Annotated in this window: 22 protein-coding genes; 11 read left to right on the plus strand and 11 right to left on the minus strand. The window is 68.1% G+C overall.

Annotation, left to right across the window (positions count from 1 at the left end):
* Positions 1 to 201: 201 nt before the first annotated feature.
* From ABIB15_RS06780 to ABIB15_RS06795, 4 genes are all read right to left on the minus strand, one after another.
* Positions 202 to 456: a hypothetical protein gene (locus ABIB15_RS06780; RefSeq protein WP_354476275.1), complete on the minus strand. Its 255-nt coding sequence runs from the start codon at positions 454 to 456 to the stop codon at positions 202 to 204.
* A gap of 92 nt (positions 457 to 548) precedes the next feature.
* Entirely contained in the window at positions 549 to 1,370 is an 822-nt protein-coding gene (locus ABIB15_RS06785) for a hypothetical protein (RefSeq protein ID WP_354476277.1), read from the minus strand.
* Between the two features lie 22 nt (positions 1,371 to 1,392).
* On the minus strand, positions 1,393 to 2,286 hold the full coding sequence (locus ABIB15_RS06790) for a hypothetical protein (RefSeq protein ID WP_354476279.1): 894 nt from the start codon (positions 2,284 to 2,286) through the stop codon (positions 1,393 to 1,395).
* Positions 2,287 to 2,386: 100 nt separating this feature from the next.
* Entirely contained in the window at positions 2,387 to 3,010 is a 624-nt protein-coding gene (locus ABIB15_RS06795; protein ID WP_354476281.1) for a TetR/AcrR family transcriptional regulator, read from the minus strand.
* Positions 3,011 to 3,089: 79 nt separating this feature from the next.
* Here ABIB15_RS06795 and ABIB15_RS06800 point away from each other — a divergent pair, with 79 nt between their 5' ends.
* From ABIB15_RS06800 to ABIB15_RS06830, 7 genes are read left to right on the plus strand one after another with little or no spacing between them, the layout of a single operon-like run.
* The gene (locus ABIB15_RS06800) at positions 3,090 to 4,733 is read left to right on the plus strand and encodes an ABC transporter substrate-binding protein (protein WP_354476283.1); all 1,644 of its coding nucleotides are present in this window, start codon (positions 3,090 to 3,092) and stop codon (positions 4,731 to 4,733) included.
* The gene (locus ABIB15_RS06805; RefSeq protein ID WP_354476284.1) at positions 4,730 to 5,698 is read left to right on the plus strand and encodes an ABC transporter permease; all 969 of its coding nucleotides are present in this window, start codon (positions 4,730 to 4,732) and stop codon (positions 5,696 to 5,698) included. Before ABIB15_RS06800 ends, ABIB15_RS06805 begins: the two co-directional genes overlap by 4 nt.
* Positions 5,695 to 6,540, plus strand: coding sequence for an ABC transporter permease (locus ABIB15_RS06810; protein WP_354476286.1), 846 nt, complete (start codon positions 5,695 to 5,697; stop codon positions 6,538 to 6,540). Before ABIB15_RS06805 ends, ABIB15_RS06810 begins: the two co-directional genes overlap by 4 nt.
* The gene (locus ABIB15_RS06815) at positions 6,537 to 8,099 is read left to right on the plus strand and encodes a dipeptide ABC transporter ATP-binding protein (protein WP_354476288.1); all 1,563 of its coding nucleotides are present in this window, start codon (positions 6,537 to 6,539) and stop codon (positions 8,097 to 8,099) included. Before ABIB15_RS06810 ends, ABIB15_RS06815 begins: the two co-directional genes overlap by 4 nt.
* Positions 8,099 to 9,367 carry an APC family permease gene (locus tag ABIB15_RS06820; protein ID WP_354476290.1) on the plus strand — a complete coding sequence of 423 codons (1,269 nt, stop codon included), beginning with the start codon at positions 8,099 to 8,101 and terminating at the stop codon, positions 9,365 to 9,367. Before ABIB15_RS06815 ends, ABIB15_RS06820 begins: the two co-directional genes overlap by 1 nt.
* A 52-nt stretch (positions 9,368 to 9,419) precedes the next feature.
* Positions 9,420 to 10,931: a sensor histidine kinase gene (locus tag ABIB15_RS06825; protein WP_354476292.1), complete on the plus strand. Its 1,512-nt coding sequence runs from the start codon at positions 9,420 to 9,422 to the stop codon at positions 10,929 to 10,931.
* A complete protein-coding gene (locus ABIB15_RS06830; protein WP_354476294.1) occupies positions 10,928 to 11,584 on the plus strand; it encodes a response regulator transcription factor in 657 nt (218 codons plus the stop codon). The genes ABIB15_RS06825 and ABIB15_RS06830 overlap by 4 nt, the downstream gene beginning before the upstream one ends.
* Before the next feature lie 76 nt (positions 11,585 to 11,660).
* Here ABIB15_RS06830 and ABIB15_RS06835 read toward each other — a convergent pair whose 3' ends face one another.
* From ABIB15_RS06835 to ABIB15_RS06860, 6 genes are all read right to left on the minus strand, one after another.
* A complete protein-coding gene (locus ABIB15_RS06835) occupies positions 11,661 to 12,122 on the minus strand; it encodes a hypothetical protein (protein WP_354476296.1) in 462 nt (153 codons plus the stop codon).
* On the minus strand, positions 12,109 to 13,392 hold the full coding sequence (locus ABIB15_RS06840; protein WP_354476298.1) for a phosphotransferase: 1,284 nt from the start codon (positions 13,390 to 13,392) through the stop codon (positions 12,109 to 12,111). The genes ABIB15_RS06835 and ABIB15_RS06840 overlap by 14 nt, the downstream gene beginning before the upstream one ends.
* On the minus strand, positions 13,343 to 13,690 hold the full coding sequence (locus ABIB15_RS06845) for a hypothetical protein (protein ID WP_354476300.1): 348 nt from the start codon (positions 13,688 to 13,690) through the stop codon (positions 13,343 to 13,345). Before ABIB15_RS06845 ends, ABIB15_RS06840 begins: the two co-directional genes overlap by 50 nt.
* Before the next feature lie 129 nt (positions 13,691 to 13,819).
* Positions 13,820 to 14,716 (minus strand): glycine betaine ABC transporter substrate-binding protein, encoded by an 897-nt coding sequence (locus tag ABIB15_RS06850; RefSeq protein ID WP_354476302.1) that lies wholly within the window; start codon positions 14,714 to 14,716, stop codon positions 13,820 to 13,822.
* 42 nt (positions 14,717 to 14,758) lie between these two features.
* A complete protein-coding gene (locus tag ABIB15_RS06855; RefSeq protein WP_354476599.1) occupies positions 14,759 to 15,691 on the minus strand; it encodes an ABC transporter permease in 933 nt (310 codons plus the stop codon).
* Positions 15,691 to 16,965 (minus strand): quaternary amine ABC transporter ATP-binding protein, encoded by a 1,275-nt coding sequence (locus tag ABIB15_RS06860; protein ID WP_354476304.1) that lies wholly within the window; start codon positions 16,963 to 16,965, stop codon positions 15,691 to 15,693. Before ABIB15_RS06860 ends, ABIB15_RS06855 begins: the two co-directional genes overlap by 1 nt.
* A gap of 665 nt (positions 16,966 to 17,630) precedes the next feature.
* Here ABIB15_RS06860 and ileS point away from each other — a divergent pair.
* Genes ileS through ndk form a run of 4 tightly spaced genes read left to right on the plus strand, consistent with a single transcriptional unit; the run spans position 17,631 to position 23,146 of the window.
* Positions 17,631 to 20,936 (plus strand): isoleucine--tRNA ligase, encoded by a 3,306-nt coding sequence (ileS, locus tag ABIB15_RS06865; protein ID WP_354476306.1) that lies wholly within the window; start codon positions 17,631 to 17,633, stop codon positions 20,934 to 20,936.
* Positions 20,929 to 22,320: a bifunctional folylpolyglutamate synthase/dihydrofolate synthase gene (locus tag ABIB15_RS06870; RefSeq protein WP_354476308.1), complete on the plus strand. Its 1,392-nt coding sequence runs from the start codon at positions 20,929 to 20,931 to the stop codon at positions 22,318 to 22,320. The genes ileS and ABIB15_RS06870 overlap by 8 nt, the downstream gene beginning before the upstream one ends.
* Positions 22,317 to 22,730 (plus strand): DUF4233 domain-containing protein, encoded by a 414-nt coding sequence (locus ABIB15_RS06875; RefSeq protein ID WP_354476310.1) that lies wholly within the window; start codon positions 22,317 to 22,319, stop codon positions 22,728 to 22,730. Before ABIB15_RS06870 ends, ABIB15_RS06875 begins: the two co-directional genes overlap by 4 nt.
* The gene (gene ndk / locus ABIB15_RS06880; protein WP_354476312.1) at positions 22,727 to 23,146 is read left to right on the plus strand and encodes a nucleoside-diphosphate kinase; all 420 of its coding nucleotides are present in this window, start codon (positions 22,727 to 22,729) and stop codon (positions 23,144 to 23,146) included. Before ABIB15_RS06875 ends, ndk begins: the two co-directional genes overlap by 4 nt.
* Here ndk and ABIB15_RS06885 read toward each other — a convergent pair.
* On the minus strand, positions 23,143 to 23,742 hold the full coding sequence (locus ABIB15_RS06885; RefSeq protein WP_354476314.1) for a vitamin K epoxide reductase family protein: 600 nt from the start codon (positions 23,740 to 23,742) through the stop codon (positions 23,143 to 23,145). The two genes, ndk and ABIB15_RS06885, sit on opposite strands and share 4 nt — an antisense overlap.
* Between the last annotated feature and the right edge of the window lie 53 nt (positions 23,743 to 23,795).

The following is a 23,795-nucleotide window of genomic DNA, read 5'->3' on the forward strand; positions in this document are numbered from 1 at the left end:
GACCCCGCGCCGACATCCGGATTCCGCTCATGCCCACAGCCAACACCCGACCACCGACAGACCACCGACATTCCCGCCCGACCCCGCGAAAACGGTGCAAACCCCGCCAACAGAACGCGCTGGGGACGAGAAGGCGGCGCGCGCGTCTATCGCGGGGAGCAACCGCGTACTCGGCGATGAACTCGCGGGCCACACGCCGGGTCATTGGAAGAAGAGGGTAGCTCCAATGCAGTACAGGAACATCACGACGCCGACGACGAGCGCGATCACCAGGCGCAGTCGGGCGCGCCGCAGCCATGGGACCAGCATCACAGCGCCGAACATCGCCAGAGCGCCCAGGATCGCCCCTCCCACATCGTTCGGAGCCAGTAGCGAGGCGAAGCCCGCCGCTGCGCCGAGGCACTCGCTGAAGCCACACCGCTCGAATCGTACGAGGCCGGGAAGTACCGATCGCAAAGGCAATAGGCAAAGCCCAGAGGAGGTTCAGACTGTGGAGACTGATACGACGCGTCGCAACCTCACCCACGACTGACCGTCGCCGACTGTATTTATCCCAGGGCGCGCTCGAGCGTGACCGTGGCGTGGGTGAGCGTTCCCGCCCCGTCGTCGAGGGTCACTGTGTAGATCTCGCTGGGGTTGGCGCACTGGTACGAGATGTCGGTGAACACCCCTGAGGTGTCGACCTCGGCGAACGGCTCGGCCTTCGCGTCGGTCGTGCCGACGCCGATCCAGGCCAACTCGGCGCCCGTGCTCGTCCACTCGAAGGTCAGCGGAATCGACGAGGTCTCATCCGGGCAGCTGACAGGCGTGCCGCTCTCCGGGGAGAACGTCGTGAAGGCCGCGCCTTGGTCCTCGACCGGCTCCTCGCTCGGCGTCGGTTCCGGCGTGGGCTCCGGGGATGCCAGCGGCTCGGTGTCCGATGGAGTTGGAGTGGGGGTCGGGACCTCGGATGCGTCGGGGGAGGCGACCGGAGCGGGCGCGGTTTCGGGGTCTCGGGTCGCGAGGTTGTAGAGCAGGATGGCGAGGGCGATGAGCAGCACGGCGACGATGACGAAGAATGCGATCATCGGGCCCCGCGACTTGGTCTCCGTTGGCGGCGCGAGCACCGGCTGGGGCTCCCGGGGACCGGGCGGAGGGGGGAGGAACTCCGGTTCGGCGCTGGCCGGCGATGTGGCAAAACGCTCGGTGGGCGTGTCATCCCCGGCGGGCCCGGCGAAGCGCTCGGTCGGCGCATCAGCGTCAGCCTGATCCAGGCGGCGGGTGGGGGCGTCGCCCATGTCATCGTTCGAAGTGCCGCCCGCGCTGGGGCCGGGGGTCTTCGGATCGGGCGCGTTCGGATCGAATCGATCGGTCGGAGTGTCGTCGCTCATGGCCGCCTTTGTTGGTGGGGTACTAGCCGGTCGTCTCTTCGCCGCCAGGAGCGATCGGAAGTGTGGGTGCGGGCTCTGGCGCGGATGCGGGCGCGGGCGCGGGTGCCGGCGCGGGTGCTGGATCCGGGGCAGGGGCAGGAGCGGGAGCGGGCTCCGGAGCGGGCTCCGGCGCGGGTTCCGGCGCGGGTTCCGGTGCAGGCTCGGGTTCTGGAGCGGGCGCGGGCGCGGGTGCAGGGGCAGGTTCAGGCTCGGGCGTGGGCTCCGGCGTGCTCGTCGGCGTCGGAGTAGGAGTCGAGCTCGGTGCCACCGACGGCCCCGGGGTGACCTCTGGCCCGTCGGCACGCGTGACCAGGGTGAAGATGATCATGGTCGCCGCGACGGCGATGACCGCACCGATGATGAGGAGGGCAATGAGCGGGCCGCGGGACTTCTCGTCAGCATGGGACGGAGCCACCGGCGAGGCCTCAACGGGCGCGGTGGCCGGCTGCGCGGCCCCGGACGTGCCGAAAAGGGCAGTTTCGAACCCGGCCGCCCCATATCCGCCGGCGGGCGTCGGGGGAGTGAACGCCTGCGTGGCGACGGTCGGCGGAGTGGCGCCGAGCACACGGGTGGCGTCATCGGGCGGAGTGGCACCGAGCACCTGGGTGGCGTCATCGGGTCGGGTGGCACCGAGCGGCTGGGTAGCCCCGAGCTTGTCCGCGCCGAACGGTGTGGCGCTATAGAGGCCCGTCCCGAGTGGGGCTGTTGCGGCGCCGGTGGATCGGTGATCGAAAGCCTCGGTCGGCGCCCCATCGCCGACGTCCGCGTTCGAGATCGCCTCGGTGTGGGCATCCACCGGCTTGGCGGCGGCCGGCGGGTTGTCGCCGCTGCCCTTGCCGGTGGGATCGAACCGCTCGGTCGGGGTGTCGTTGGTCATTCTGCCCCTCGGATACCGTCGCGGACGATCCCGCGAGCGAATACAACGGTGGCCACGGACTACCGCGGCCGGGATCAGCCTAGGCGGGCAAGGCCGGACCTCACAATTCGCGTTGCGGCATCGAGTCGATGGCGTCTTGAACGCCGTGGCACAGCGGCGACAGCGCGGCCGTGAGATAGGGCCCGAGTTCGCCCCTCTTCGTGCTCGCGTCCGCCCACGCCTGGGTGGCCGCGATGACCGCTCCGATCGCCGCGAAGCTTGCCGCCCGCGCGATCAACGCCGCCTCGGAACCGCGCCCGATGCGTCGTGTGATGAACTCGGTCAGAATGCGCGCCTGGCACGCAAGCCTCGACATCGCCGACGACTGGAGCTCGCCGATGTCGCCGATCATTGACAGGTGGGTGAGCGCCCACGGCACCTTGGACGGTCCCAGGCTCGCGCTGGCCGAAACGATTGCCGAGCACATCGCCTGCATGACCGGCGCGCGCGCATCCGTCGTGGCGAGGCCGTGCGGCAGGCGCGCGAGCACGTCGTCGAGGTCGATCCAGAACACGTCGCTCTTCGCCGAGAAGTAGTTGAAGAACGTCGCCCGGCTGACGCCAGCACGCTGGGTGATCTGGGTGACGGTGGTGCCAGCGTAACCGTTCTCGAGGAACAGTTCGAATGCGGCCTCCTGAAGCATCTCGCAGGAGGATGCATGGGGCCGGCCGCGGGTGTTCGTCATCTGGCTGCCCCTCTTTAATAGACCGAGTCCAGTTATTGTAGGATGGTGGGACACCCAGCAAGAGAATAGAGATACACGCATGCCCGCTCGCCCCCCACGCTCGCTCAGAACAGCAGGGGCCGTTGCCGGCCTCGCGATCGCCGGAATGCTGGCGGGATGCACCGCGGCAGGCGGTGAGGGCGACCAGCAGTCGCTCACCTATGCGATCGAGGGAGCGAACCTCAGCGCAGGACACATGGACCCGCACTCGAGCCAGCTCGACGTGAGCGCGCTCGTGCAGCGGGCGGTCTTCGACTCGCTCGTCGCGCAGGACCTCGACGGAAGCTTCCAGCCGTGGCTCGCCGAGTCGTGGACGATCTCCGACGACGAACTGCAGTACGAGTTCACCCTGCGCGAAGACGTCACCTTCCACGACGGCGAGCCGTTCAACGCCGACGCGGTCGTCGCCAACTTCGAGCACGTCACCGCGCCGGAGACCGCATCGGCCCAGGCCGCGAGCATGATCGGCTACAGCGAGGACGGCGGCTCCTACCTCGGCGCCGAGGCCGTCGACGAATTCACCGTCCGCTTCGACTTCGCCACCCCCTACGCGCCGTTCCTGCAGGCCGTCAGCACCTCCCTGCTCGGCTTCTACTCGCCCGCGGTCCTCGACGAGAAGGCCGACGAGCTCAAGACAGGCGGCCCCGGCATCTCCGTCGGCACCGGCCCGTTCGTGCTGAGCGAGTACACGCCCGACCAGAAGATCGTCTACACGGCGAACCCCGACTACGACTGGGCGCCCGAGGGCGCAGAGCACAGCGGCGCGAGCGACCTCGACGAACTCGTCGTGCGGATCCTGCCGGAGCCCTCGGTGCGCACGGGAGCGCTGACGAGCGGCGAGGTGCAGGTGGCTGGCAACGTGACCCCGAGCACAGTGGGAAGCCTCGGCGACGACATCACCGTCAACTCGGTCGAGCTGCCCGGGCTGCCCTACTCGCTCTATCTCAACCAGAACAACGGCGTGTTCGCCGATGTGAAGGTGCGCCAGGCGTTCCAGCTCGGATTCGACCCGCAGGACGCGGTCGATGGCATCTTCTTCGGCCAGTACCCGCGCGCCTGGAGCATCCTGGGCCCGACGACCCCCGACTCGTACGACAGCTCGCTCGAGCAGCGCCCAGCCGTCGACGTCGACCGCGCGAACGCACTCCTCGACGAGGCAGGCTGGACCGAGCGGGATGGAGAGGGCTACCGCACGAAGGACGGCGAACGGCTGAGCGCCCGCTGGATCGCGTACACGCCCATCCCGGACGACCGCGCGAGCCTGGCCGACGTGATCCAGTCCGACCTCAAGGGGATCGGCTTCGAGATCGTTCGCGAGGCACTCGAACCGGCCGCCTACAACGAGCAGTACGGACCCAAGACGTTCGACATCACCGACTGGGGCTTCTCCGGCGTCGACGCCGACCTGCTGCGCAGCCATCTGCACACCGACGGGTTCCAGAACGCGTCGGGCGTGAGCGACCCCGCCATCGACACCCTGCTGGAGGATGCCGTCGCGACGAGTGATCCGGCCCAGCGCGCCGCCCTCTACACCGAGCTTCAGCAGTGGAACGCCGAAAACGTCGCGATCGTACCGCTGTACGTGCCGTCGATGATCACGGCCTTCAGCGACTCGGTAACCGGGCTCACCTTCGACCTGTACGGCCGACCGCTGTTCTACGGCGTCCAGGTCCAGGGGTCGTGAGGCAGGGTCCGTCGAAGCGTCGAGTCCCCGCAGCGTCAGCGCGCTGGCTTCTCGGACGCCTCGGCGGGCTCCTCCTCGTGGTCTGGGGCGCGGCGACGGCCGGGTTCCTCGCCCTCACCCTCATCCCCGGTGATCCGGTCGAGGTCATGCTGGGCGTCCAGGCGCAGGTCAGCGAGCAGGTGAAGGCGCAGATCCGAGCGGACTGGGGGCTCAACGACCCGCCGCTCGCCCGCTACCTGCAGTACCTCGGGCGCCTCGCGACGGGTGACCTCGGCGAGTCGTACCAGCTACGGCAACCCGTCTCGTCGGTGATCGGCGAGCAACTGCCGGCGACCCTGCAGCTCACCCTGCTGGCCTTCGTCTTCGCTCTCTCGCTCGCCGCGCTCGCGACACTCGCCGCACGCGGACGCCGCTCCACCCGCGTCGTGTCGCTCGTCGAGCTCACCGCTGTCTCTTCACCCACCTTCTGGACGGGCCTCGTGCTCATCGCCGTTTTCGTCTTCCAGCTGCGCTGGTTCCCCATCGCCGAGACCGGGAGCCTGCGCGCGCTCGTGCTTCCCGCACTGACCCTCGCCCTGCCGGTCGCCGGAGTCATCAGCCAGGTTCTCCGGCAGGGGCTGGATGCCGCGGCGGCGCGACCGTTTGCGACGACTGCCATCGCCCGTGGGATCGACGGCCGCCGCCTGCTGCTCCGGCACACCCTGAGGCACGCTGCGGCCGACAGCGTCACCCTCGTCGGCTACCTTGTCGGCACCCTCATCGGCGGTGCCGTGCTGGTCGAGACGGTCTTCGCTCGGCCGGGACTCGGGCGGGTCACCCTTCGCGCGATCATCGACCGCGACCTCCCCGTGGTGCTCGGCATCATCCTGCTCGCCGCAGTGACCTTCGCGCTCATCAACCTCGCCGTCGATGTGCTCTACCGGTGGATCGACCCGCGCCTGCGTACCCGGAACTTGGCAACATGACGGTGCTGCTCGGCAGGACCCGCCTCCGGCCGCCGCGAGCCGGTCTCGCCGGCGCGATCGCGGCATCCGCGTTCCTGCTCGTTCTCGTCGTCGCGGCAGCGGCACCCGCGCTGTTCACGAGCGCCGATCCCATCCAGACCCAGGTGCTGCAGGCACTGCGGGCGCCGAGCATCGAGCATCCGTTCGGCACCGACCAGACCGGGAGGGATGTCTTCGCGCGCGTCGTCTACGGCGCACGCTTCTCCCTCGCGATCGGGGTTCTCGCCACGACGATCGCGATGACAGCGGGGCTACTGGTCGGGACCCTCGCGGGGCTCGCGCCACGTCTGATCGACGGCGCGATCTCACGCGTGATCGAGGTGCTCATGTCGTTCCCCGAGTTCCTGCTCGCGCTGCTGGTCATCGCGATTCTCGGCCCGGGCCCGGCAAGCCTCGTCATTGCGATCTCGCTCGCGGCCGTTCCGGTCTACGCGCGGGTCGCGAGGGTGCAGACCTTCACCGTTCGGCGCTCCGGCTACGTGCGCGCCGCCCTGATCCTCGGTGTGCCCAGATGGCGCAGCGTGCTGCGCCACGTGGTGCCCAACACCCTCGGCCCGCTGCTGGTGATGGCGACGATCGGCTTCGGAACCGCGATCGCGTCGGCCGCCGGCCTCAGCTTTCTCGGGCTCGGACCGCAGCCGCCAACACCAGAGTGGGGCCTCATCCTCTCAGAGGGACGCAACTTCCTCGGCACCGCCTGGTGGATCGCGGTGTTCCCCGGCCTTGTCGTCACCGTCACGGTGATCTCGGCGAGCGTGCTCGGCCGGTACCTGCGGGCACCGGGAGAGGGGAGAGCGGCATGAGCTTCGTCTCGGTGCGCAACCTGCGGGTGCGGTTCGGGCAGAGAATCGTCGTCGACGGGGTGAGCTTCGCCATCGCGGCCGGCGAGTGCCTCGCGATCGTCGGGGAATCCGGATCGGGAAAGACGATCACCGCGCGCACCCTGCTCGGGCTCGCTCCCGACGGCGCCGACATCAGCACCGACGAGCTCGTGGTCGCGGGCGTGGACGTGTCGGCGTACACCGACGCCGAGTGGCGCTCCGTCCGCGGGCGCCTGGTCGGCCTTGTCAGCCAGGACGCCCTCGTCTCTCTCGACCCGATGCGCCGGATCGGGAGCGAGATCGCAGAGCCGATCGAGGTGCACGAGGGCGGGCTCTCGCGCTCCGAGGTCGCCGCGGGGGTGCTCCGGATGCTGGAGGACGTCGCGGTCCCGACCCCCGAGACGCGCGCCCGGCAGTACCCGCACGAGCTCTCCGGTGGGCTGCGTCAGCGCGCCCTGATCGCCTCCGCCCTCGCGGCCGCACCCGTGCTGCTGGTCGCCGACGAGCCGACGACGGCGCTCGACGCGACCGTGCAGTCCAAGGTGCTGGATCTGCTCAGCAGCCTCAAGGAGTCGGGGCTCGCGCTGCTGCTCGTGAGCCACGACCTCTCCCTCGTCGCGCAGATCGCCGACCGCATCGCGGTCATGCAGCACGGCCGCATCGTCGAAATCGCCGCGGCTGCCGACCTGCTCGCGAACCCCACGCATCCGTATTCGCGGGCATTGCTCGACGCCTCACCCACCGGTCACGCCGTGACACGCGGTGGGGGCGAGATCGTGCTCGCTGCGCGTTCCCTGGTCAAGCGCTACCCCGCGCCGGGCCGCGCCACAACGGTGGCCCTCGACGACGTGTCGCTCCAGCTCCGGGCCGGCACGACGCTCGGCATCGTGGGGGAATCAGGTTCTGGCAAGAGCACCCTGGCCCGGCTGCTCCTCGCGATCGAACCACCGGACTCCGGCGAGGTGCTGCTCCGCGGCGGGCCATGGAGCTCGCTTGCCGAGTCCACCCGGCGGCGGATGCGCGGCGGCATCCAGCTCATCGAGCAGGACCCGGCGTCGTCGTTCGACCCGCGGTATACGGTGCGGCGCATCCTCGCTGAGGCCGTCGCCATCACGGACGCGCGCGTCGACCGCCCGGCGCGCATCCTCGAGCTGCTCGAGCAGGTCGGACTCTCGGCGGAGCACCTCGGGCGGCGCGGCCACGAGCTCTCGGGAGGGCAGCGACAGCGGGTCGCGATCGCGCGGGCACTCGCCCGGCGGCCGAGCATCCTCGTGTGCGACGAGCCCGTCTCGGCGCTGGACGTGCAGGTGCAGGCGCAGGTGCTCGCGCTGCTCGAGAACCTGCAAGGGAGCACCGGGCTCTCGCTCGTGGTCATCTCCCACGACCTCGCCGTGATCGCCCAGCTGAGTGACACGGTGCTCGTGGTGCGGGACGGCGTTGTCGTCGAAAGCGGCGAGGCGAGCGCGGTTCTGGCGAACCCGAGCCATCCGTTCACGCGGGAATTGCTCGACTCGTTACCTGCGCGCCGTATCCTGCCCTGATGACGAGCCGCCCCTCCCTCGCGCGGAAGCTCGGCCTCGCCGACGCCGTGTTCATCGGCCTGGGGTCGATGATCGGCGCCGGCGTCTTCGCCGCGTTCACCCCCGCAGCGCACGCGGCGGGAAACGGGCTGCTGGTCGGGTTGGCCGTCGCCGCTGTCGTCGCAGTATGCAACGCGCTCGCATCGGCGCAGCTCGCCGCCGTCTACCCCGAGTCGGGTGGCACCTACGTGTACGGGCGCCGGGTGCTTACGCCGTGGTGGGGGTTTTTCGCCGGCTGGAGTTTCGTGATCGGCAAGACCGCGAGTTGCGCGGCAATGGCGCTCACCTTCGCCTTCTACGCCGCGCCGACCGGGTGGGAGAGGCCGGTCGCGGTCGCCGCCGTCGTCGGACTCGCCGCCGTCAACTACCGCGGGGTGACGCGCACAGCCGCGCTCACCCGCGCGATCGTGGTCGTCGTTCTTATCGCCCTCGCCGCCGCGGTGGCCGCCGGCGGCAGCGTGATCGGCGGCCCTGCGGGGTTCGCGCAGCAGGCCGACCCGGGCGGGCTGCTCGCGGGCGGCGGGTACGGGATCCTGCAGTCGGCCGGCCTGCTGTTCTTCGCGTTTGCCGGCTACGCGCGCATCGCCACGATGGGTGAAGAGGTACGCAACCCGGAGCGCACCATCCCACGCGCCATCGTGATCGCGCTGGCCGTCACGGTCGTCGTCTATGCACTTGTCGCCGTTACACTGCTCGGCGTGCTCGGCCCCGACGGAGTGGCCTCCTCGGCGGCGCCGCTCGCCGACACCGTTCGCGCGAGCGGATGGGACTGGGCAGCCCCTCTCGTGCGGCTGGGAGCTGCGGCGGCGTCCCTCGGTGCCCTGCTCGCTCTGATCGCGGGAATCGGCCGGACGACCCTCGCGATGGCGAGGGAGGGCGACCTTCCGCGCTGGCTCGCCTCCGTGCATCCGAAATTCGCGGTCCCGCACCGCGCCGAGGTCGTGCTCGCCGTCGTCGTGAGCCTGCTCGTGCTCACCGTCGACCTCCGCGGGGCGATCGGATTCTCCTCGTTCGGGGTGCTGCTCTATTACTTTGTCGCGAATGTCGCCGCGTTCCGGCAGCCCGCGGCTGAGCGGCGCTACCCGCGCGCGCTGCAGCTTCTCGGGGCGGCGTCGTGCGTGATCCTCGTCGTGACCCTGCCGCCGGTCGGGGTTGCCGTCGGCACCGGAGTGCTCGTGCTGGGCGCGGCCTATCGGATCGCCTCGGTGCGGCGCGCTGCACGATCGTGAGAGTGCTCTCATGAACGCCGGCCCGCCGTGGGACGCTCGCCATACTGGAGTGATGCGCGGCATCGGGAAGGGACGGCTTCGCCTTCGGCGATGGTCTGTCCGCTCGCGCATCCTCACCTCGATCCTGCTCGTCACGGCCGTCGGGATGACTCTCGCCGGCGCGAGCGCGTTCCTTCTTCAGCGGGAACGCACCCTCCTCGACATCGACGAGCGGCTGCTGTCGAGGGTCGAGTCCGCCCGGTTCGTTGTGACGGGGGAGACCTCGGCGACCGTCGCTGACGACACCGTCGCCGCAGCTCCGGGCGCGCCGGGCTTCGCGACGACGACCGAAGCGCTCGAGGCGGTGCTCGCCCGCGTGGTCCCCGACCGCAATGAGAGTTCGCTCGGGCTCATCGACGGCGCCGCAACGTTCGTGCCCGGCGTCGAGATCGACTTCCACCTCGAGGAGGACCCGTCGCTCGTCTCCCGCGTCGCCGCGGAGGTCACCGACGGCACGGTCCGCCTCGGCACCGCAGTCTCGCCGCTCGGGCAGCTGCGCTACATCGCCGCTCCGATATCGGTGGAGGGCGACGCTCAGCAGGGCGTCTACCTCACGGCGATCGATATGGGGGCGGAACTGCGCGAGCTCACCCGCGCGTTCACGACCTACTCGTTGGTCGCGGCGGGTTCCCTCGCCGCCGTCGGCCTTGTCGGCTGGTTCGTCGCCGGCCGGTTGCTGCGCCCCATCCGGCAACTTCGTGCAGCAGCATCCCGCATCACGGCGAGCGAGCGTAACGAACGCATCCCTGTCGTCGGCAACGACGACATCTCCGACCTCACCGGCACCGTCAACGACATGCTCGACCGGCTCGATAACGCCCTGACGAGCCAGCGCCAGCTGCTCGACGACGTGTGCCATGAACTCAAGACTCCGATCACGATCCTGCGCGGCCACCTCGAGTTGCTGGATCCCGCCGACGCCGCGGAGGTGGCATCCACCCGCGCCCTCGCGATCGACGAACTCGACCGCATGGTCGGCCTCGTCGACGACATCGAGTCGCTGGCCGAGAGCCAGAACACTGTGCGGGCGCGCATCGCCACCGACCTCGCCGACCTCACTACCGACGTCTTCGCGAAGGCGACGGGCATGCCCGGGCACGAGTGGGTGCTGGGGGAGGCGGTCCAGTTGAGCGCAGCGATCGACCCCGCACGCATTACCCAGGCCTGGCTGCATCTCGTCGACAACGCCGCCAAGTACTCCGCGGTGGGCACCCGCATCGAGATCGGCAGCACGGCCCACTACTCCCCGCTCGACCACGACTCGGCCGACGCCGTAGAGTTCTGGGTCGCCGACGAGGGGCCGGGGATTCCGCCGGGCAGCGAGGACCGCATCTTCGAACGCTTCGGGCGGGTCGACGCCGGGCGCGGTATCCAGGGGTCGGGACTCGGGCTGCCGATCGTCAAGGCCATCGCAGCGGCCCACGGCGGGCGGGTCAGCCTGTCGACCTCGCCGGCCGGTTCACGGTTCGGAATTGTCGTGCCCCTGGTCGGCAGTTCTCAGCGTGAGGAGACGGACGAGCCATGAGCAGCATCCTGATTGCGGAGGACGAGGAACGCATCTCCCTCTTCGTCGGCAAGGGCCTGCGCGCCGCCGGCTACTCGGCGTCGATCGTGACCAGCGGCCCGGACGCCCTGAGTCACGCCCTCACCGGAAGCTACGACCTCGTGCTGCTCGACGTCGGGCTCCCCGGGTTCGACGGCTTCGAGGTGCTGCGGCGGCTCCGGACGCAGGACGCGTCGTTGCCGGTGATCATGCTCACCGCCCGTACCGCGGTGGCCGACACGGTCACCGGACTCGACGCCGGTGCCAACGACTACCTCGCCAAGCCGTTCAAGTTCGACGAGCTCCTCGCGCGCATCCGGGTGCGACTGAGGGACGCCGGCCAGGTCGTCACCGCTGAGCTGAGCCACGGCGACCTCGCGCTCGACATCCGCACGCGGCGGGCGATGGTCGGCGAGCGCAGCGTCGACCTGTCCGCGCGGGAGTTCGCCCTCGCCGAGGAGTTCTTGCGCTACCCCGACCAGGTGCTGAGCCGCGAACAACTGCTCAGCCGCGTCTGGGGGTTCGACTTCGACCCCGGCTCCAACGTCGTCGACGTGTACGTGCGCTACCTGCGGGCCAAGTTCGGTGCCGAGCGGATCGAGACGGTGCGCGGCATGGGGTATCGGCTGCGCTGAGCGACGCGTCGGTTGCACTTCGCACAAACGACGCAGCGCCCGGCCCCCCGAAGGGCCGGGCGCTGGGTCGTGCGGGCTAGTCGCTCGACGCGGGCGACGCGGCCGACGGGGCCGAGACGGGCGACGCGGCGGACTGGACCGACACGGGTGACGCGGGCGAGACGGCGCTCACGGGCGACGCGGGCGACGGCGCCGACACGGGGGAGACGGGTGACGGGGCCGAGACGGGCGACGGGGCCGAGACGGGTGAGACGGCAGACTGCGCAGACACGGGCGAGGTCGTGCTCGTGGCCGAGACACTGTTCGACGGGACGAGAACGGGTGACTCGTTCACGCGATCGTCGATGCGCGTAATGCCGGTGCCCACCTGGTCGCCCGAGCGGTCGCTGATCGACATCTCACTGGCCTGAGCCACGGCACCGCCGGCGAGGAGGCCGAGACCCAGCACGGATGCGGCTCCGACTGCTACCCACTTCTTCCTGCTGTCCATGTGATTCTCCTTGTCGTTGGTGCTGGTGATGGTTCTATGTTTCTGCATCGGTGTGAGACGAATGAGAGGCAGTCGTGAGAGCACTCTCATCTTCTGAGGCGGCAAAGTCTGCGAATACGGCGGCGGAGAGCCGCACCGCCGTCGGCACCGACACCGAGCCGGAGAGGGCATGGCCGAGCAGGTGGGTCGCGGTGATGGCGGTCGCTCGCGCGGCGAATCCGGGATCGTCCCCGCGGGCCCAGCGGCGCCGTGACCGATCGGCGAGCGATCGTGCCGTCTCGGCGAGCCCGGGTTCGCCGACTCCGTCGCGGTGCTCCGCCGTCACAAGCAGGTGCGCGACGAGAGCGGCCGCGTCATCTGTGGGATCCCCGAGGCCGGCCGTGTCGATGTCGAGCACCCCCACGATCTCCGTCGGGTTCACCGGGTCGACGAAGACCTGGCCGAGGTGGAGGTCGCCGTGCACCGTGATGGAGGGCGGGGGCCCTCCTCGGGCATAGTGCTCGGCGATGAGCTCGCGAGTGCGCTCGAGGTCGGCGCGGCTGTCGGGGGCGATGACCTCGAGGCGTCGTCGGTACCAGTCCAGTCGGGCGACGAGCGACGCACGCGCCGCGGTCTCGCTCGGCACCGAGTTGATGCGGGCGACGAGTCGGTCGAGGGCGTCGAGGAAGGCATCGCCGGCGGCAATCCCTGGAAGGATTCCGATGGCCGGGGCCCCGGGGAGGGTGTCGAGGACGACGATGCCGTCGGATGCGGAGGCGCGCACGCCCGGCACAGGGAGACCATGGCGCTGCCACAGCTCGTGCCGGGAGCGGATGAGATCTACGGCCTCGGGCTTGACGACTTTGAGGTAGAGGATGCCGGTTGCGGTCGTCATGCGCACGACGGCGCGTTTACCCGGCCGGTAGGCGACGATCTCGAGAGCGAGCCCCGTCGCGTCGAGTCCGAGACGCTCGAGCAGCACACCGGCGGCCGCTGGGAAGACTGCCGCGGCGAGGGCCGGAAGCCGGGGGTCGCGGGGGTAGAGCCAGATATCGATTCTCTGCCCGCTGTCGTCGTCTCGCAGCCGGAGCACGCCGGGCCGTTCCCGGCCGCGTGGGTGGCTCGCGGCGTAGACGATCTGAGTCTCGCGGCTGCCGTCCGCCGCCTCGACGTCGACCTCGTGCCCGGTGGTGAATCCCTCGCCCGTCGCCTCGGAATGGAACTGTCGTGAGGCGATGAGCGTGAGCCCGAGCGAGGCGGCGACTGCCTCGAGTGCGCCGCCCCAGTCGTCAGTCGTCGTCATCGGGGTCGTCGTCATCGTCGACGTCATCAAATTCATCGTCGTCCTCGTCGGGCTCATCATCGTCGTCGATGACCGACGGCGGCTGTGGTGTGACGGGCTGTGGTGTGACGGGCTGCGGCGCGGGGGCAGTCACCTCCGCGGGCGGCGGCTGAACTGGGTCGGATGCCGGCGGTTCAGGGGCCGGCGCCGGCGGCACGACGATGGGCGCGATCTGCTGCACCTCTCCGACCCGGTCCGCCGACAGTGCTCCAGAGGCCACCACCCCGCCGATGAGCACCCCGGTGAGCAGGGCGACCACAAGGATCGCCGCGGTACCCAGCACCGAGCGGTTCATGCTCCCATCCTGCCCGGCCACGCTCCCGTCGGTGCCGAAGATGAGAGGCTTCTCATGGGGGTGGCGTCTCGCTTCAACGAAAAATGGCCGCCCGCGAAGCGGACGACCATTTCACTTATCGAACGGGAATCAGGCGGTGAGGCCGTCGACCCATTCCTGGTTCTCGTCGATCCAGGTCTGCACGATTTCCTCGTACTCGCTGGCGTCCGCTCCGGTGCCGAACATCTTGTTCTGCAGGGAGTCGAGCGGTGCGGTCTCCATCTCGAAGTTTTCGAGCCAGCCGTTCAGCGTGGGGTAGTCGTCGCCGAAACCGGTGCGCGAGAACGTGTGAAGGCCCTCGGCGTCGCCCAGGGCGCCCTCCGGGTCGGTGAGGTCCTTGATCGGGAACGCGTCATAGGCCCAGTGCGGGTGCCACAGAGTGACGGCGATGTTTTCGCCGGCATCCGTCGCGGCCTTGAGCTCAGTGAGCATCGCGGCGGTGGAGGAGGTCGGGAACTCGAACTCGTCGAGCTCGTACGTCGGGATGACGTTCTCCTCGGTGATCTTCGTGAGGCCCGCGCCCGGCTCAATGCCGATGATCCGGTTGTCGAAGAGGTCGCCGTTCTCGGCAAGCTCAGAGAGCGAGTCGATCGGGGCATCCTCGTTCACGGCGATGCTGAGCGTCGCGTCAGTGTTCCAGGTGCCGACGTCGACGATGTCGTCGCCGTACTCCTCGACATACTCCGCGTGGGTGCCGGGCAGCCACACATCCATGTTGAGGTCGTAGTCGCCGGAGGAGAGTCCGACGAAACCGGCCGCGACATCCGCGTACTCGAGCTCGACGTTGTAGCCCTCTTCCTCGAGCACGGCGGCCCAGAGGTAGCTGACGGCTTCGCCCTCGGGCCAGCCGTTGAACACGGCGATCGTGACGTCTTGGGCATCACCGTTCTCGAGGCTCGATGCATCGGCGTCAGTGGAGCACCCGGCGAGGGCGATGAGTCCTGCAGCTCCCGCAAATGCGAAAGCGGTCTTGATGGACTTCTTCATTGTTGCCTTTCCTGTTGCTGTTGCTGTGTTGACGGGGAAGTTCTAGAGGGAAGCGCCGACGGGGGCGTCCTTGGTCGCGGCGGCGGGCGCGGGGGTGGGTGCCGCCTCGACAGGGGATGCCTTTGTGCGCCACGGCGTCCACATTGTGCGTCGCTTGCCGCTCAGCGCTGCCGTGAGCCGGTCGAGGTAGATCGCAATGATCACGACCGACAGTCCTGCCTCAAAGCCGAGAGCCACATCGATGCGGCTGAGTGCCTGCACGACATCGCTGCCGAGTCCGCCGCCGCCGACGAGTCCGGCGATGACCACCATCGAGAGCGAGAGCATGATGACCTGGTTGATGCCGGCCATGATCGTGGGCATCGCGAGGGGCAGCTGGATCTGGCGCAGGATGCGCCACGGCGACGAGCCGAAGGCGTGGCCGGCCTCGACGACCTCCTTGTCGACCCCTCGGATGCCGAGCTCCGTGAACCGAACGCCGGGCGCCATGGCGAAGACAATCGTGGCGACAATACCGGGTACGACGCCGACCCGGAACAGGATCAGTGCCGGCACGAGGTACACGAACGCGGGCATGGTCTGCAGGAAGTCGAGAATCGGCCGAATGGTCGCCGAGGCGCGATTCGACCGCGCCGCAACGATGCCGAGGGGCACGCTGATCGCGATAGCGATCGCGCTCGCCACGAGAACGAGCGCGAGGCTCGCCATCGAGTTCTCCCATTGATTTACACCGACGATGACGAGAAGGCCCACGATGGTGCCGACGGCGAATTTCCACCCCTTCACGAAGTAGGCGAGTGCGGCCGCGATGATGATGATCGCCCAGAACGGCGGACTGAGCAGCACGAACTCGACCGCCTCGTACAGCGAGACGAGCACGAGCCTGATGAGGTCGAAGAGGGGGCGAAGGCTTTCGGTCAGCACATCGATGCCGTCGGAGACAATGTCGCCGAGGGGCAGGCGGAAGTCGGTGATCATGCGAGGGTCCCCTCGGTTGATGCTGCGGCAGGGGTGAGTTCGGGGCTGGCCAGCATGGCGTCGAGCTCAGAATCCGGAATGATCGACACGGGCTCGATGATGTTGATGGGAGTCGTGTTCGTCGGCACGTTCCCGAGTGCGGCGAGCAGGGTGACCCGGGGGATTACACCGAGCAGGCGACGCTTGTCGTCGATGACGGCGATGGGCAGCGGGCTCTCGACGGCGAGCTCGAACAGGTCGACGAGCGCAGCATCCGCCGGCACCGACGCGTGCTCCTCATTGATGACCAGGGAGAGGTCGGTCTCGTTGCTCTTGACCTGTCGCATCACATGCCGGTCACTCACGACGCCGAGCAGCGTGCGGTCGCGGCCGAGCACGAATGCGGCGCCGGCCTGCAGGTCGCGCATGACCCGCAGTGCACCGCGCGGTCCGGCGCTGAGCGGTACGACGGCGCGCGCCGGCTCCATGACCGTTGCGGCGGTGAGCACGCGGGCACGGTCGACGTCCTGGACGAACTGGGCGACGTAGTCGTTCGCCGGATCGGTGAGGATGTCCTCTGGGGTTCCGATCTGCACGATGCGGCCGTCGCGCATGACGGCAATGCGATCGCCGAGGAACATAGCCTCGTTGAGGTCGTGCGTGATGAAGATGATCGTCTTGCCGAGCTCGGCCTGCAGTTCGAGCAGCTGCTCCTGCATCTCGCGTCGGATGAGCGGGTCGAGCGCCGAGAACGCCTCGTCCATGAGCAGGATGTCGGTCTCGGTGGCGAGCGCGCGAGCGAGTCCGACGCGCTGCTGCATGCCGCCGGAGAGCTCGGACGGGTATTTGTCCGCCCAGCCGTCGAGCCCGACGATGCTCACGATCTTGCGGGCGCGTTCGAGGCGCTCAGCGAGGGGAACGCCCTGCACCTCGAGGCCGTAGGCCGCGTTGTCGAGAACGGTGCGGTGGGGAAAGAGCGCGAAGTGCTGGAACACCATCGAGACATTCTTCTGGCGCACCTCGCGGAGCTTCGCGGCCGGCACGTCGGAGATGTCGATTCCGTTGACAGTCACGGATCCGCTCGTCGGATCCAGCAGACCGTTGAGGGTGCGGATGAGGGTCGACTTGCCCGAACCGGACAGGCCCATCACGACGAAGATCTCGCCTTTCTTCACGTCGAATGAGGCGTCGATGACCGCGGCGGTCTCGTGCGGCCCCAACTCGGAGCGGCTCACGCCGTCCTGAAGCTTTTTGACGGCATCCTTCGGACGCCGCCCGAAGATCTTGTACAAATTCTTGACTGAAACTGAGGCAGTGGTGCTCACGTTTTCCTTAAGCGCACGCACGCAGGGGTATCCCGCGACGTGGCTGTGCTGTCGTGGACGGGTCGGAATCAACAGTGCGAGTGGCTACTCAAGCGGCGACACAGGGTGCCAGCGGCGAGCAAGACTTGTGCAGAACAGCCAAAGGGCTGCGTGATTTCGCGACCATACGCCTCAGAAAATCTCCGTTTCGGGAGTGTTCTGGGCCGCGGCCTTGGTGTGGGGTGCTGAAGAGTTCGTGGACTAGTCTAACGTCCGGTTCGATACGAAGGCATTTATCCCGCCTGTTGCGCCCGCGGATTCCCGGGGGTAGACAGCGTCGTATCGCCGCGCTGGCAGTGATCGGGGAGGTGGTGACCGTTGTGCGTTTGTTATGAGCTGGCCGAGCATCCGGCTAGAATCGACACATCGACAACGATCCGGCCATCACCGGGGAGTCCTCGGAAGAACGGCCGAATCCCCCGGGATTGGGCCGAGTAGAACCGAGCGGGTCTGGCCCGTCAACGCCAACGAAATGAGCGGTTCCACTTCTCGTGGGGCAAGCGGGGTGGTACCGCGAAATTCCGGTCTGACGACCGGGAGATCGTCCTCGTGCAGCACAGGCCCACTGTGCACCAAGCCTGCCGAGGAGAGACATGAACTACCCCAAGGGATCTGGCCCGGATGCCGGTGCGGCGCGAGCGGTCTCGCCGTCGCCGAACTTTCCGGCGATCGAGCGCGGCATCCTCGCCTTCTGGAAGGGCGACGAGACCTTCCGCGCCTCGATCGAGAACCGCGAGGGTTGCCGCGAGTGGACCTTCTATGACGGACCGCCGTTCGCCAACGGCCTGCCCCACTACGGACATCTCCTCACCGGGTACGCGAAAGACCTGTTCCCGAGGTTCCAGACAATGCGCGGGCTGCAGGTGCACCGCCGATTCGGCTGGGACACCCACGGGCTGCCCGCCGAGCTCGAGGCTATGCGTCAGCTCGGCATCACCGAGAAGCACCAGATCGACGAGATGGGCATTGCCGCTTTCAACGATGTCGCCCGCAAGTCGGTACTGGAGTACACCGGAGAGTGGGAGGAGTACGTCACGCGGCAGGCTCGCTGGGTCGACTTCGAGAACGACTATAAGACCCTCGACGTCACCTTCATGGAATCCGTCATCTGGGCCTTCAAGCAGCTCCACGACAAGGGACTCGCCTACGAGGGATTCCGGGTTCTGCCGTACTGCTGGCACGACCAGACCCCGCTGTCGAACCACGAACTGCGCATGGACGATGACGTCTACAAGATGCGCCAGGACCAGTCCGTCACCGTCACCTTCCCGCTCGACGGCGTCAAGGCAGAGGCGCTCGGCCTCACGGCCGTGCGAGCCCTCGCCTGGACGACGACACCATGGACGCTGCCCACCAACGCCGCCCTCGCCGTCGGGCCCGACATCGAATACTCCGTGATCGCGAGCGGCCCACTCGGCGCCGGCGACGGGTCGGCTGAGGGCGTCGCCTCCTACCTGCTCGCGAGCGACACGATCGGCGCCTACCTCAAGGACCTCGGCTACGCCTCGATCGAGGACGCTCGCGCCGCCGTCACGTCGACTGTGCTCGGCCACGAGCTCGACGGCGTCACGTACGACCGGCTGTGGGACTACTACGCCGACACCGAGGAGTGGGGCACCGACAACGCCTGGCAGATACTCGTCGCAGACTACGTCGCGACGGGCGAGGGCACCGGCATCGTGCACCAGGCGCCCGCCTACGGCGAGGACGACCAAGTCGTGTGCGCCGCTGCCGGCATCCCCGTCATCATCTCGGTCGACGACGGCGGCAAGTTCCTGCCGCAGATCGAAGAAGTCGCGGGCCTTCAGGTTTTCGAGGCCAACAAGACACTCATCCAGCTGCTGCGCACGGGCGGGCGCCTGCTGCGCCTGGCCAGCTACGAGCACAGCTACCCGCACTGCTGGCGCTGCCGCAATCCGCTCATCTACAAGGCCGTCTCGAGCTGGTTCGTGCGCGTAACGCAGTTCCGGGACCGGATGGGCGAGCTCAACGAGCAGATCAACTGGGTGCCCGAGAATGTCAAGCACGGCCAGTTCGGAAAGTGGATCGGCAATGCCCGCGACTGGTCGATCTCGCGCAATCGCTACTGGGGATCGCCCATCCCCGTGTGGAAGAGCGACGATCCCGCGTACCCCCGCATCGACGTCTACGGCTCGCTCGACGAGCTCGAGGCGGATTTCGGGGTGCGTCCGACGGACCTGCACCGTCCCTACATCGACGAACTCACCCGCCCTAATCCGGACGACCCGACCGGCGCATCGACGATGCGCCGCATCGAGGATGTTCTCGACGTCTGGTTTGACTCCGGCTCGATGCCGTTCGCTCAGGTGCACTACCCGTTCGAGAACCAGGACTGGTTCGAGAACCACAACCCGGCCGACTTCATCGTCGAGTACATCGGCCAGACGCGCGGCTGGTTCTACACCCTGCACGCCCTGTCGACCGCGCTCTTCGACCGCCCCGCGTTCAGCAATGTCGTGAGCCACGGCATCGTGCTCGGTTCCGACGGCCAGAAGATGTCGAAGAGCCTCAACAACTACCCCAACGTCAGCGAGGTCTTCGACCGTGACGGAGCAGACGCCATGCGTTGGTTCCTCATGTCGAGCTCGGTTATCCGCGGCGGCAACCTCGTCGTCACGGAGGAGGGAATCCGCGAATCCGTGCGGCAATTCATCCTGCCGGTCTGGAACACGTGGTACTTCTTCACCCTCTACGCGAACGCCGCCGGGTACGACGCAACCTGGCGCACCGACTCGAAAGATGTGCTCGACCAGTACCTGCTCGCGAAGACCCGCTTGCTCATCCAGGAGGTTGAGGCGCAGCTGGAGGCCCTCGACAGTCCGGCAGCTACGGCGACCCTGCGCGACTTCGCCGATGTGCTCACCAACTGGTACGTGCGCCGCAGCCGCGACCGGTTCTGGGCCGGCGACGACCGGGACGCGTTCGACACGCTCTACACCGTGCTCGAGACCGTGACCCGCGTCGCCGCCCCCCTCATCCCGCTTATCGGGGAGGAGATCTGGCAGGGCCTCACCGGCGGACGCAGCGTGCACCTCACCGACTGGCCGGACGCTGAGGCGTTCCCCGCTGACGCCGCGCTGGTCGACGCGATGGACCGGGTTCGGGAGATCGCCTCCTCGGCGCTCGCCCTGCGCAAGGCGACCGGCAAGCGCGTGCGGCTTCCGCTCGCCGAGCTCACGGTCGTCGCCGATTCGATCGACGGACTCGCCGACTTCTCCGACATCCTGCGCGACGAGCTCAATGTGAAGAAGGTCTCGCTGCGCGTGCTCGAGGAGTCGAGCCTCGGTGAGTTTGGAATCACGAAGCGCCTCAGTGTCAACTCCCGGGTCGTCGGCCCGCGGATCGGCAAGAACGTGCAGGCCGTGATCAGAGCGTCGAAGTCCGGTGACTGGCAGCGGACCGACGGCGGAGTCGTCGTCGGCGGAATCGAGCTGCTTCCGGGGGAGTTCGAACTCGAACTGCAGGCGGCGGATGACTCGAAGGCGATCGAGTTCCTGCCCCGCGGCGGATTCGTGCTTCTCGACACCGCGACGACACCGGAGCTCGAAGCGGAGGGCCTCGCACGCGACCTCGTGCGCGCGATCCAGGACACCCGCAAGGCCGCCGGTCTCAAGGTGAGCGACCGGATCGATCTGAGGCTGGTATTCGGCTCCGAGTCGGAATGGGCCGGAAGCCGGGCCTATGAGAGCATGATCGGCGAGGAAACGCTCGCGTCCACACTCGCCACCTCGTGGCACGCTCCCGTCGAACTCGACGCCGCCGCCGCCATCGCCGGCGCCGCAGGTGCGTACCGGGCCACAGTGCCCGCCGAGCGGTACTCCAACAACGAAGCAATCGTCATCGAGCTGTCGGTGCATGGAAGGGGTGTCGATGTCTAAGAACCGCGACGCAGAAGATCCTGAACTGAGCAACGACGCGCTCTTCCAGGCGCCGGCCGACCGTGTCTACGGCGAGCTGCTGGCCCGCGTCGGTGAGGCCAACCCGCAGCCGCGGCTCGCGCCGACCCGGAAGGTGCTCGAGCTGCTTGGGGACCCGCAGCGCACCTACCCGATCATCCACATCACGGGAACGAACGGCAAGACGAGCACGAGCCGCATCACCGAGAGCATTCTGCGTGCCTACGGGCTCCGAACGGGACTCATGATCAGTCCCCATCTCGTGCGCGTCAACGAGCGCATCGTCATCGACGGTGAGCCGATCTCGAACGAGGCGTTCGTCGCCAACTGGGACGACATCGCCCCGTACCTCGCGATGGTCGACAACGAGCTCATCGAGGCGGGCGAGCTCGCGCTCACCTATTTCGAGGCGCTCACCGCGCTTGCATTCGCGTGCTTCGCGGATGCGCCGGTGGACGTCGCCGTGATCGAGGTCGGCATGGGTGGCGAGTGGGACTCTACCAACGTCGGCGACGGCCAGGTCGCGGTGTTCACCCCGATCTCGCTCGACCACACCGCACGGCTCGGCAACACCGTTCTCGAGATCGCCAAGACCAAGTCGGGCATCATCAAGCCCCTCGCGAGCGTCGTCACCGCAGTGCAGCAGCCCGACGCCCTCGCGGTGCTCCGGCACGCGGCCGAGCTGACAGAGTCCACGGTCGTCGCCCAGGGCGAGGAGTTCGGTCTGATCGACAACTCCGTCGCAGTGGGCGGCCAGGTGATCAGCGTCAAGGGTCTCGCCGGCACCTACCGTGATCTCTTCCTGCCGCTGTTCGGCGACCACCAGGCCCAGAACGCCGCAGTTGCGATCGCCGCGGTCGAATCGTTCCTCGGTGGTGGTACCCAGATGCTCGTCGGAGACGTGCTTGCCGAGGGCATCGGCACCGCGACCTCACCGGGACGGCTGCAGGTTGTCGGGGTCGAGCCCAGTGTGCTCGTGGATGCTGCGCACAACCCCGACGGGGCGGGCGCGCTCGCCTCCGCGGTGGCGACGTACTTCACCTTCGACGAGGTCTGCATCGTTGTTGCGGCGCTCGACGAGAAGGATGCCGCCGGCATCATCGCGGCGCTGACCCCCATCGCGAGCCGTTTCCACGTCACCCGGTCGAGCTCCGCTCGCGCCATCGACGAGGACGAGCTGGGCGAGATCGTGCGCGAGGTCGCCGGCCCCGAATCGTACGAGGTCTTCGCCGACGCCGAGGAGGCGCTCACGAGCGCACGCGATTGGGCCTCAGGAGCGGCCAAGCGGGCTGTGCTCGTCACCGGGTCGATCACCCTCGTCGGTGATGCGATCGCCATCGCCGATCGCGAGGGCTGGAAGAGGTGAGCCGCCGCGAACGACGGGTGCCACGGCGCCGATCGGCCACCGAGTCGCTGCTCTCGATCGTGCTCCTGCTCGAAGCGCTGCTGGTCTTCTTCCTGACCCTCGTGGTGTTCGCGCTCGACGCGCTGCCTCCCGCTGCGGCGTTCATCGGCGGGGGAGTGCTGTTCCTGATCCTCCTTGCCCTCGGGCGCGTCATGCGCTTCGAGTGGGCGGTCTGGGTCGGCTGGCTCATGCAGATCGTCATCATTCTCACCGGCCTGCTCGAGCCGCTGATGTTCGGGATCGGCGCGATCTTCGTGGCCCTCTGGACCTACTGCTTCATCACCGGCCGGCGACTCGACACCCGAAACGCCGCGCTTTTCCCCGACGACACCACCGAAAACCCCACCACCGACGCAAAGGAAGCCCCATGACCCATGTCGAAGAAACACTCGTTCTGATCAAGCCCGACGGAGTCGTGCGCAACCTCACGGGAGAGATCCTGCGGCGCATCGAGGCGAAGGGCTACAAGCTCGTCGACATCAAGCTCGTCGAGGCCGACCGCGGCCGACTCGGCACGCACTACGAAGAGCACTTTGGCAAACCGTTCTACGAGCCCCTTCTCGAGTTCATGGAGAGCGGGCCGTCCGTGGCGATCCGCATCGCGGGAAACCGCGTCATCGAGGGCTTCCGCGTACTCGCCGGAACGACTGACCCGACCACCGCCGCCGCAGGCACGATCCGTGGCGATCTGGGCCGCGACTGGGGCCTCGCCGTACAGCAGAACCTCGTGCATGGCTCCGACTCCCCGGAGTCCGCCGAGCGCGAACTGGCCCTCTGGTTCGACTAGAGGTATCGGATCACGTCAAGGCGCAACTGGGCCAGTACCGCGACGGCGATGTAGCAGAGCAGGGCGATGAAGGGTGTCCACGCGTAGGCCCCGCCCAGGGCACGCCTGAGCCTGCCCGGCAGGGGGATCACGCCCGACTTCGCGTTGTAGAGGGTCACCGCGATGAACGACGGAATCGTGACAGACCAGACGATCATGCACCACGGGCACAATGTGCCCAGGTAGTAGATGCTGGTGCTGATCAGGTACACGACAAAGGCCAACGCCCCGAGCAGGCCGAGATTGAACAGCCCCCAGAACCAGCGGGCGAAGCGCGCGCCCGCCAACACCCCGACGCCGACGGCGATGACCGCCGTGAAACCGGCAAGCCCGATGAGCGGATTCGGGAACCCGAACGTGGACCCCTGGGCAGACTCCAGATTCTTGGTGCACTGCACCAGCACACTGAAGTCACAGCCGGCCGCCTGGCCCGGATTGACGAGACCGTCGAACTTCTCCAGTGTCAGCGCAAACGCCGCGATGAACCCGATCGCCCCGGCGAAAACCAGGAAAATCGCGAGAGGGATGGGGCGGCTGGTTCGAGCTGTGGGCGTCACTCCCGGATTATTGCACGGGGTAAATGCGGCAGAAATTGCGGGTGCGTGCGATA

It is taken from the genome of Marisediminicola sp. UYEF4 (assembly GCF_040546025.1).
In the GTDB taxonomy this organism is placed as follows: domain Bacteria; phylum Actinomycetota; class Actinomycetes; order Actinomycetales; family Microbacteriaceae; genus Marisediminicola.

What these genes read in the sequence shown, in the direction of transcription:
- ABIB15_RS06785 (WP_354476277.1), bottom strand. Translation starts at nt 1,370, where the DNA reads ATGAGCGACGACACTCCGACCGATCGATTCGATCCGAACGCGCCCGAT.
- ABIB15_RS06790 (WP_354476279.1), bottom strand. Translation starts at nt 2,286, where the DNA reads ATGACCAACGACACCCCGACCGAGCGGTTCGATCCCACCGGCAAGGGC.
- ABIB15_RS06795 (WP_354476281.1), bottom strand. Translation starts at nt 3,010, where the DNA reads ATGACGAACACCCGCGGCCGGCCCCATGCATCCTCCTGCGAGATGCTT.
- ABIB15_RS06800 (WP_354476283.1), top strand. Translation starts at nt 3,090, where the DNA reads ATGCCCGCTCGCCCCCCACGCTCGCTCAGAACAGCAGGGGCCGTTGCC.
- ABIB15_RS06810 (WP_354476286.1), top strand. Translation starts at nt 5,695, where the DNA reads ATGACGGTGCTGCTCGGCAGGACCCGCCTCCGGCCGCCGCGAGCCGGT.
- ABIB15_RS06815 (WP_354476288.1), top strand. Translation starts at nt 6,537, where the DNA reads ATGAGCTTCGTCTCGGTGCGCAACCTGCGGGTGCGGTTCGGGCAGAGA.
- ABIB15_RS06820 (WP_354476290.1), top strand. Translation starts at nt 8,099, where the DNA reads ATGACGAGCCGCCCCTCCCTCGCGCGGAAGCTCGGCCTCGCCGACGCC.
- ABIB15_RS06825 (WP_354476292.1), top strand. Translation starts at nt 9,420, where the DNA reads ATGCGCGGCATCGGGAAGGGACGGCTTCGCCTTCGGCGATGGTCTGTC.
- ABIB15_RS06830 (WP_354476294.1), top strand. Translation starts at nt 10,928, where the DNA reads ATGAGCAGCATCCTGATTGCGGAGGACGAGGAACGCATCTCCCTCTTC.
- ABIB15_RS06835 (WP_354476296.1), bottom strand. Translation starts at nt 12,122, where the DNA reads ATGCAGAAACATAGAACCATCACCAGCACCAACGACAAGGAGAATCAC.
- ABIB15_RS06840 (WP_354476298.1), bottom strand. Translation starts at nt 13,392, where the DNA reads ATGAATTTGATGACGTCGACGATGACGACGACCCCGATGACGACGACT.
- ABIB15_RS06845 (WP_354476300.1), bottom strand. Translation starts at nt 13,690, where the DNA reads ATGAACCGCTCGGTGCTGGGTACCGCGGCGATCCTTGTGGTCGCCCTG.
- ABIB15_RS06850 (WP_354476302.1), bottom strand. Translation starts at nt 14,716, where the DNA reads ATGAAGAAGTCCATCAAGACCGCTTTCGCATTTGCGGGAGCTGCAGGA.
- ileS (WP_354476306.1), top strand. Translation starts at nt 17,631, where the DNA reads ATGAACTACCCCAAGGGATCTGGCCCGGATGCCGGTGCGGCGCGAGCG.
- ABIB15_RS06870 (WP_354476308.1), top strand. Translation starts at nt 20,929, where the DNA reads ATGTCTAAGAACCGCGACGCAGAAGATCCTGAACTGAGCAACGACGCG.
- ndk (WP_354476312.1), top strand. Translation starts at nt 22,727, where the DNA reads ATGACCCATGTCGAAGAAACACTCGTTCTGATCAAGCCCGACGGAGTC.